The sequence below is a fragment of the Clostridium tyrobutyricum DSM 2637 = ATCC 25755 = JCM 11008 genome, from assembly GCF_000359585.1.
Classification (GTDB): domain Bacteria; phylum Bacillota; class Clostridia; order Clostridiales; family Clostridiaceae; genus Clostridium_B; species Clostridium_B tyrobutyricum.
On sequence record NZ_APMH01000054.1, the window covers coordinates 1 to 7,345 of the forward strand.

Annotated in this window: 6 protein-coding genes; 2 read left to right on the top strand and 4 right to left on the bottom strand. The window is 28.6% G+C overall.

Annotated elements, in window-relative coordinates; translation table 11 throughout:
• Nucleotides 1–768: 768 nt before the first annotated feature.
• The 3 genes from J418_RS0115130 to J418_RS0115140 all read right to left on the bottom strand — a co-directional run bounded on the left by J418_RS0115130 (nt 769) and on the right by J418_RS0115140 (nt 5,149).
• Complete coding sequence (locus J418_RS0115130; protein ID WP_017896018.1) at nt 769–3,726, bottom strand: Tn3 family transposase; 2,958 nt, start codon at nt 3,724–3,726, stop codon at nt 769–771.
• A 35-nt stretch (nt 3,727–3,761) separates the two neighbouring features.
• On the bottom strand, nt 3,762–4,322 hold the full coding sequence (locus tag J418_RS0115135) for a recombinase family protein (RefSeq protein ID WP_017896019.1): 561 nt from the start codon (nt 4,320–4,322) through the stop codon (nt 3,762–3,764).
• Nucleotides 4,323–4,471: 149 nt separating this feature from the next.
• On the bottom strand, nt 4,472–5,149 hold the full coding sequence (locus tag J418_RS0115140; RefSeq protein ID WP_017896020.1) for a haloacid dehalogenase type II: 678 nt from the start codon (nt 5,147–5,149) through the stop codon (nt 4,472–4,474).
• Between the two features lie 117 nt (nt 5,150–5,266).
• Here J418_RS0115140 and J418_RS0115145 point away from each other — a divergent pair, with 117 nt between their 5' ends.
• Nucleotides 5,267–5,953 carry an ArsR/SmtB family transcription factor gene (locus J418_RS0115145; protein ID WP_017896021.1) on the top strand — a complete coding sequence of 229 codons (687 nt, stop codon included), beginning with the start codon at nt 5,267–5,269 and terminating at the stop codon, nt 5,951–5,953.
• Between the two features lie 64 nt (nt 5,954–6,017).
• The gene (locus J418_RS0115150; protein ID WP_017896022.1) at nt 6,018–6,356 is read left to right on the top strand and encodes a hypothetical protein; all 339 of its coding nucleotides are present in this window, start codon (nt 6,018–6,020) and stop codon (nt 6,354–6,356) included.
• Nucleotides 6,357–6,673: 317 nt separating this feature from the next.
• On the opposite strand, the gene J418_RS16985 is transcribed toward J418_RS0115150, so the two are convergent.
• Nucleotides 6,674–6,901 carry a topoisomerase C-terminal repeat-containing protein gene (locus tag J418_RS16985; protein ID WP_081248854.1) on the bottom strand — a complete coding sequence of 76 codons (228 nt, stop codon included), beginning with the start codon at nt 6,899–6,901 and terminating at the stop codon, nt 6,674–6,676.
• Between the last annotated feature and the right edge of the window lie 444 nt (nt 6,902–7,345).

Genomic DNA, 7,345 nt, shown 5'->3' on the forward strand with positions numbered 1-7,345 from the left:
TACCTTAGATTAAGTATAATATATTACGTAATATTTGTCTATAAATAAACTCAGTAGAACCAATAAGATGTATTGAAATAATTAAAAATATTATTTCAATTTTGAAGAAGCAATCAACTGGAAATAAATTACTTTTTATGCTTGGTATCAATGTTGAATTAATGATTAGTAATATTAGAAAACTGAAACTTTTAGATTTATGTAAACCGTGAAAGATTATATAATAATTACTGAAAAATTCTATATTGGAGATATAGTTGTAAAATTAATACATAACTATCTAAAAGAATATCCTGAATCAGATCTAAATTGTTATGTGTTTAAGAAGTCGCAAAGGTATTAATTCAACTATAACTAGACAGCAGGCGTATAGAATATTAAATACTGCTGCTGAAGCTGTATGACTTATTGAAAGAGATGAAAATACTGATATCACAATATCAGGAGAAATTGGAATTCATACTTTGAGAAAGACCTTTGGTTATCATGCATATCAAAATGGTACATCTTTGGAATTGTTTATGGATATATTTAACTATTTCTCAAAATCTCAAACTTTAGGATACATAGTAATTACCGAAGAACAGAAAAGGAAGTTTATTTACAATCTAATTTAGGTTAATAAAGATATCTTTTATATGAAACATATAAACTTAAATACACTATCGTAAGTAAGGGGTAGCGCCAACATTTCCGACAAAACCAACGCTAAGACAAAAAATGGGTAAGATCTTTAAATTTTACCCACTCTAAGATATTTTATGGATTTTAAATATTTAATGCTCTTAATTTATCATATTCAGGAATATTTTTAATATCAAAATTGTATTCCCCAAGCAGATTAATATGTTCCCAGCCTAATGGAGCTATGTGTTTAAGCAGGCTTTCATCAATAGTCTCTTTTTGTTTAAGATAATTTATAGCCTTTTGTAGGTACGTAGTGTTCCAAATACTTATAGCATTAATTAAAATGTTTAATGCACTAGCTCTCTGTAGCTGATCTTGAAGTTCTCTTTCCCTAAATTCCCCTCGTTTGCCGAAAAAAATGGCTCTAGCCAGTGCATTCATAGCTTCACCTTTATTAAGTCCTCTTTGAATTCTCCTTCTAAGGGATTCATTAGTCATATAATCTAAAAGAAAAATAGTTTTTTCGATTCTCCCCATTTCTCTAAGAGTTGTTGCTAATGCATTTTGCCTTGCATAAGAACCCAATTTACCCATTATAAGAGATCCAGTGACTTTTCCTTCTCGTATAGAATGCGTTAAGCGCAGCACGTCATCAAAATTTTCTTCAATTATTTTAGTATTTATACGTCTATTTAATATCTTTTCTATTTTAGAGTAGCTGCTAGCTTTTTCTATGCAATACAACTTAAGTTCTGATATGTCTCTAATTCTTGGTGCAAATTTAAATCCTAGCAAATGACTTAATCCAAATACCTGGTCAGTATAACCAGCTGTATCTGTATAATGCTCTTCAATATTTAGATCTGTTTCATGATAAAGAAGTCCATCAATTACATGAACTGCATCCCTGGCATTTGTATTTATAACTTTAGTATAAAAGGTCGAAAATTGGTCACTTACAAATCGGTACATAGTAGCACCTTTACCAGTTCCATAATGTGGATTAGCATCGGCATGTAATGAAGAAACACCAACTTGAACTCTCATACCATCACTGGAAGATGTGCTACCATCACCCCAAAAGGCTGATAAAAATAACTTATGATGATAATTAACAAGCGTAGATTGTGCCTTTTTCATAGCATCATCATAAAGTCTCCATTGAGCTGAATTAGCCATCTGCTTATATGATATATTAGGTGTTGCATCTGACATCTTGGATAACCCAATATTAGTCCCCATAGCCATAAGTGCAGCCATTAAAACGGTTTTTTCATTTCCTTTAGCTGCATAACCAGTTGAAGCATGAATGAAATTTTTATCAAATCCTGTCCATTTTGACACTTCTAAAAGCAAGTCTGGCAATTTAACTCTAGGTAGCATTTTATAAAGTTTTTGACTTAGCTTTATTGCTTCAATTGGAGTATCCTTTTCTAACTTGTCTATATGTATTTTAGAATTTTCTATATTTACACCATCTAGTTTATCAAGATTTTTAGAAAGCCACTTTAACCTATCATTTAAAGATTCCATTCGTTCATGCAGGTATTCTCTTATATCGAGATTTACTGCAAGTTTTGTGCCGTTTTTTTTAGCAATATTCCACTCATTATGTGATATTAAATACTCATCAAAATTTTTAAAATTCTTACTACCTTCAACGGATATATCACCTGAACGTATTCTATTTTTTAGTTCAGCAAGTGTAGCAATTTCATAATAATGGCGATTTATAGAACCATCTTTTTCATATAAACATTTATTCCATCGATTAGATATAAAATCTGTTGGAGCATCTTCAGGTACTGTTCTTTTACCATTTATGTTCATATTTTTTAAGATATTTACTGCTTTAATTAATGAATTTGAAGCAGTATTACTTGAATTGAATTTTAATGCTTTAACTAAAATAGGTGTATATTTACGGAGCTGAGTATACCTACTTTCTAATAAATCAATATAGTCATAGCTTACAGGTCTTGCTAATTTTTTAGCTTCTTCAATTGATTCAACAAGTTTACTCCATGGCATTACAGTTTCTAATATTTTAAATGGGTCTAAATTTTCATCCCTTGCTTTTATTAATGCAGCACCAATATCTACATAATGAATAATCTTTTCATTTAAAGATTTACCATTTTTCTTTTGCATTTTTTCCTGTTGCTTACGACCTTTAGATAATAAAATATTTATTTGTCTATCATGTATCTCAATTGCTTTATCGGTAAGAGTTTGACTTAATTGATATAAGTATAAAGCTAATATTGAATATCTTTTTTTTTCTTCAAATCTTCTTAACAAAAAAGGTTCATATTTAGATCCAAGTCTACATAATTGACGTAGTCTATTAGGATGCAGTCCGCCAATGTTTAATTCAAGATGTAAATTTCGTATCATTTCTAGTCGTTTTATTACTTCACCAAAGGCTTTTGGTGATGAGCGTCCAGTGCTTTCTTTTAACCATCCAAGCCTTGTCTTGGAATCATCAGATTTAGTAGTTATTAGTAAATCTAATTTATATTTTTGTTCAATAGTTATGCTATTATTTATAGTGTCAATAAGCCTCTCATCAGCCTCAGATATAACAATACTAACAACTTTTTCAATAGTAGTGATACCTGGTAATATTACCTTTTGATTTTTTATTTCATTAATTGCTAATTTCATGAGATTTATAACATTATCATTTTCCATAGCATATGGAATTAATATTTTAACTAATGATAAATTATTCTCTTCTTTATAATTTTTAAAACCGTAAATTCTCCTGATTTCTTGTATATGTTCTAATCTTGTATTTTCTCTTTGAGCATATAATTCAAAGTCCTTAGTATCTACGTGAATTTGCTGAGATATATAGTTCAGAACACTTTCAGGAATATTAGATGTGTTGCTTAATGACCAACCAGGATTACGAAGTAATGCTAATTGAACAGCAAAACCTAATCGATTATAATTTCTTCTATGTTTATTTATGATTTTAATATCATCAGGAGAAAAAGTATAAAACTTAACAATATCATACTCACTTATATTTTGTGAAATATTCATTAGCTCAAGACGCTGATCCTCGGTTAATAATATTTCTGCTATAGCCATTTATATCATTCCTTTATTCTAAATTTAATAATAACTTATTTTCTGTTTTTTATATATCTGTAAAGGCTCGTGCGACTAACCCCAGTAGCCGTTGCTATTTCAGCAGTTGAATATTCTTTGCTATCGTACATCTTTAACGCTAATGCCACATCTTTTTCATCTTTAAATGGTCTTCCTCCTTTACGCCCTCGTGCTCTTGCACTTACTAATCCTTCTTTGGTTCTTTGACTTATTAAATCTCTTTCAAATTGTGATATACCAGCAAATATTGTAAAGAGAAGTTTTCCTTGTGGAGTAGTTGTATCAATCCAATTTTCTTTTAAAGATTTTATATTTGCTCCATGGCCATTAATTATTTCAACTAATTTGAATAGATCTTTTGTTGATCTACTTAGCCTAGTAAGTTCTGAAATTATAATTATATCTCCATGTTGAAGTTCATTTAACATTTTATGTAACTCAGGTCTATTCGTCTTTGTTCCGGTTACTTTTTCTTTGTATATATTTCTTTTATCAATACCAGCAACAGTAAGAGCATCTATTTGCCTATCCAAATTTTGGCCTTCACTACTTACTCTTGCATATCCAATTAGCATATAAGGACCCCCAGTCTAAATTGATTGTACCATAAACGTTAAAATGATTATATATTGAAACAAAGAATATGGAACAGCTTATGAAACAATAAATCAAGCAAAATTTATAAATTTGTTTATAAATAAAGAAAAGTACCATAAACGTTCGCTTATAGTACACTACTAGGTAATTCAATTAAAGATTTAAATTCAATATCTGGTTCAAAAGGCAACACTTCTTTTTTACCATTAAAACGATTTATCCAAGCTACATTAAATCCAAAGCTTTTTGCACCAACTACATCCCAAGTATTACAAGAAATAAATAATATTTCATTTTTCACAAGATTGCACTTCTCAACTACCAAAATATATACACTAGAATATGGTTTATATATTTTAAGGCTGTCCGCAGAAAATGAGTTATCAATATATTGAGCTATTTTAGAATTTTTAACTGCCTTATTTAACATATTTGGTGAAGCATTGGATAATATTGCAGTGGATATTTTTCTTTCTTTTAATTCAGATAAAACTTCAGGAACTTCTTCGTAGCAATTAATATTTTCATATGTGTTCAAAAGCTTTAATTTTAAAAGTTCATCTTTAATATTAAAATAATCCATAGCATAATCTAAAGATTCTTTAGTTATATACCAAAAATCTTCATATCTATTCATAAGACTGCGTAACCAAGAATATTCTAATTGTTTAGATCTCCAAAGCTTTGAAAAAGGTTCTGCTATATCGCCCAATTTTTCACAATTCATTTTTGTGACTGAATTAATATCAAATAATGTACCATATGCATCAAAAACACACAGTTTAATATTTTTAAGTTTCTCCATAAAGCTACCTCCAAATTATTAAATATATTTTCAAATTAATTTATGATACAATTATAAAGCAAAATTATTTCGATGAATATAGAAGTGATACATTTATATATAAACATGGAGGCGATTATGTTGAAGCCAGATCCTATGGTAAATGATATATCATCATTAATAGCAGATCCATCTAGATGTGTAATGTTGATGAGCTTGCTTGGAGGACAGCGTACAGCAGGGGAATTAGCTAAAATAGCTGGTATTAAACCTCAAACAGCAACATTTCACCTATCTAAGATGGTTAATGCAGGAATAATTGATAAATATCCATATGGTAAATACAGGTATTTTAAATTAGCTAATGATGATATTGCAAAGTTACTTGAATTACTTATGAAACTTTCCAAATCACCTAAAATAAATTCACTAAATCAATCTATACATTCAGAATCATTAAGGAAGGCAAGACTTTGCTATGATCATATTGCTGGCAAATTAGGAATACAACTTACACAAGCATTTTTAAAATTTAACTATATTAAATTAAAAAATGATATATTTTATTTAACTGAATTAGGATATAAAAAATTTATTGAATTAGAAATTATAAAAAATAAATCTAAAAATATAAAAGAATTAAGTGGTATTAAATGTTATGATTGGAGTGAAGAAAATTATCATATAGCTGGTAAATTAGGATATGTTGTTGCTAATGGATTGATTAAATTGCATTGGATCAAAAGATCTCCAATAAGTAGAGAGTTAGAAATTACTAAAATAGGTAAAGTGAATTTGTGTATACATTTTTATATAAAATGCTAAAATTTTAGAAGCATTTTATATTACATAGTTACCAATTTCTGTCTTAACGTGTATTTTGTCGGAAATGTTGGCGCCACCCCTATTAGACTTATATCTACTATATAAACGCGCAGAACAAACAAAAAAGAAAAAGGAGGATAGTAGAACGCCTATTCCATATTATCTTATTGATGGATTTGCTAAACATGAATGTGAAAATAGGAATCCTGAAAAAATACATAACCAACTATCAGATAGAAATAAAAATGATAAAATTATAAGTTTATATACAGCTGTCACAAAAGCATATACAAAAGAATTTTTTAAAAAGTACAACATTGATTATAATAAAATGATAAAACGTGGTATAGAATATGATATTTTCGATTCCCAAAGAGATACTTTAATTGATGACATCAATTAAAGTATTAAAAAAGCCACTAGATATAACAAAGTCTAATACACATTTATCGCTCTTTTAATAAAATTATGATTATTTACTATATTTTAAAATAATCTTTATATACTAATTGAGATAATAAGAGATTAGAAGTACTCATTATTAAAAATGTAATTATCATAATTTATGATAATTACATTTTTAATCTGACGAAGCGTACTCTTGATAGTTCTCCTACTTTGATACAATTCTAGTTAAAAAAAAGATTATTTTAAAATATAGTACAAATTATTTCTTATTTAAAATTAATCTTAGACACATTTTTAATTTTTGTATTACATTTAATTTTGAAAATCGAATGTAACTTTTCTATCTTTTAAAATCAGCACAGCGTCAAAGCTTTTACCTGATTTACTTTTAAACCCTTTTATAACTCCTGTGCTTTTACCTGTTATAAGCTTCTTAACTATAGATCCAGTTATATTTTTTCCTGCTATAGTTTTGCCTATAAAGAACTTACAGCCTTCTTTCCTTCTACCCCTAAACTTGGTTTTTCTGCAATAACTAATTTCATAAAATCACTCCTTAATTATAATAAATTATCATAATTTACTTTAACATAGAAAGGTAAATAAAGAATAAATAAGTGGGGAGCTACACTCCCCAAACCCCTAGTCTACAGCCTTACAGGATAGAAAGTATCAACTCCGTACCTGCGTTGCCACATTCTATCCTTCCAGTTGATATACACATGAAAACCCTTATTTCTCTACTCATCTTATCTAAAAAGATATTTTAAATTGAATTTTATTCGAATATGTGATAGAACAGGTAGATCCAGAGCAGGAGCAGGATATAGTTATTCCCTTATATCAGACAAATATAATCTGACATAAGAAAACAACTGCTTAAATTGACAGAACAGTATATCACCATCACTATCGCTATCTTACACCCTATTTGTTGCGTATTTACTACCTACAAGCTTTCTACAGTACGGTTCTATCCTACTG

Excerpts from the sequence above, each read along its gene's own strand:
- J418_RS0115150 (WP_017896022.1), top strand. The coding sequence starts at position 6,018 with ATGTTGGCGCCACCCCTATTAGACTTATATCTACTATATAAACGCGCA.
- J418_RS0115140 (WP_017896020.1), bottom strand. The coding sequence starts at position 5,149 with ATGGAGAAACTTAAAAATATTAAACTGTGTGTTTTTGATGCATATGGT.
- J418_RS0115135 (WP_017896019.1), bottom strand. The coding sequence starts at position 4,322 with ATGCTAATTGGATATGCAAGAGTAAGTAGTGAAGGCCAAAATTTGGAT.
- J418_RS0115130 (WP_017896018.1), bottom strand. The coding sequence starts at position 3,726 with ATGGCTATAGCAGAAATATTATTAACCGAGGATCAGCGTCTTGAGCTA.
- J418_RS0115145 (WP_017896021.1), top strand. The coding sequence starts at position 5,267 with ATGTTGAAGCCAGATCCTATGGTAAATGATATATCATCATTAATAGCA.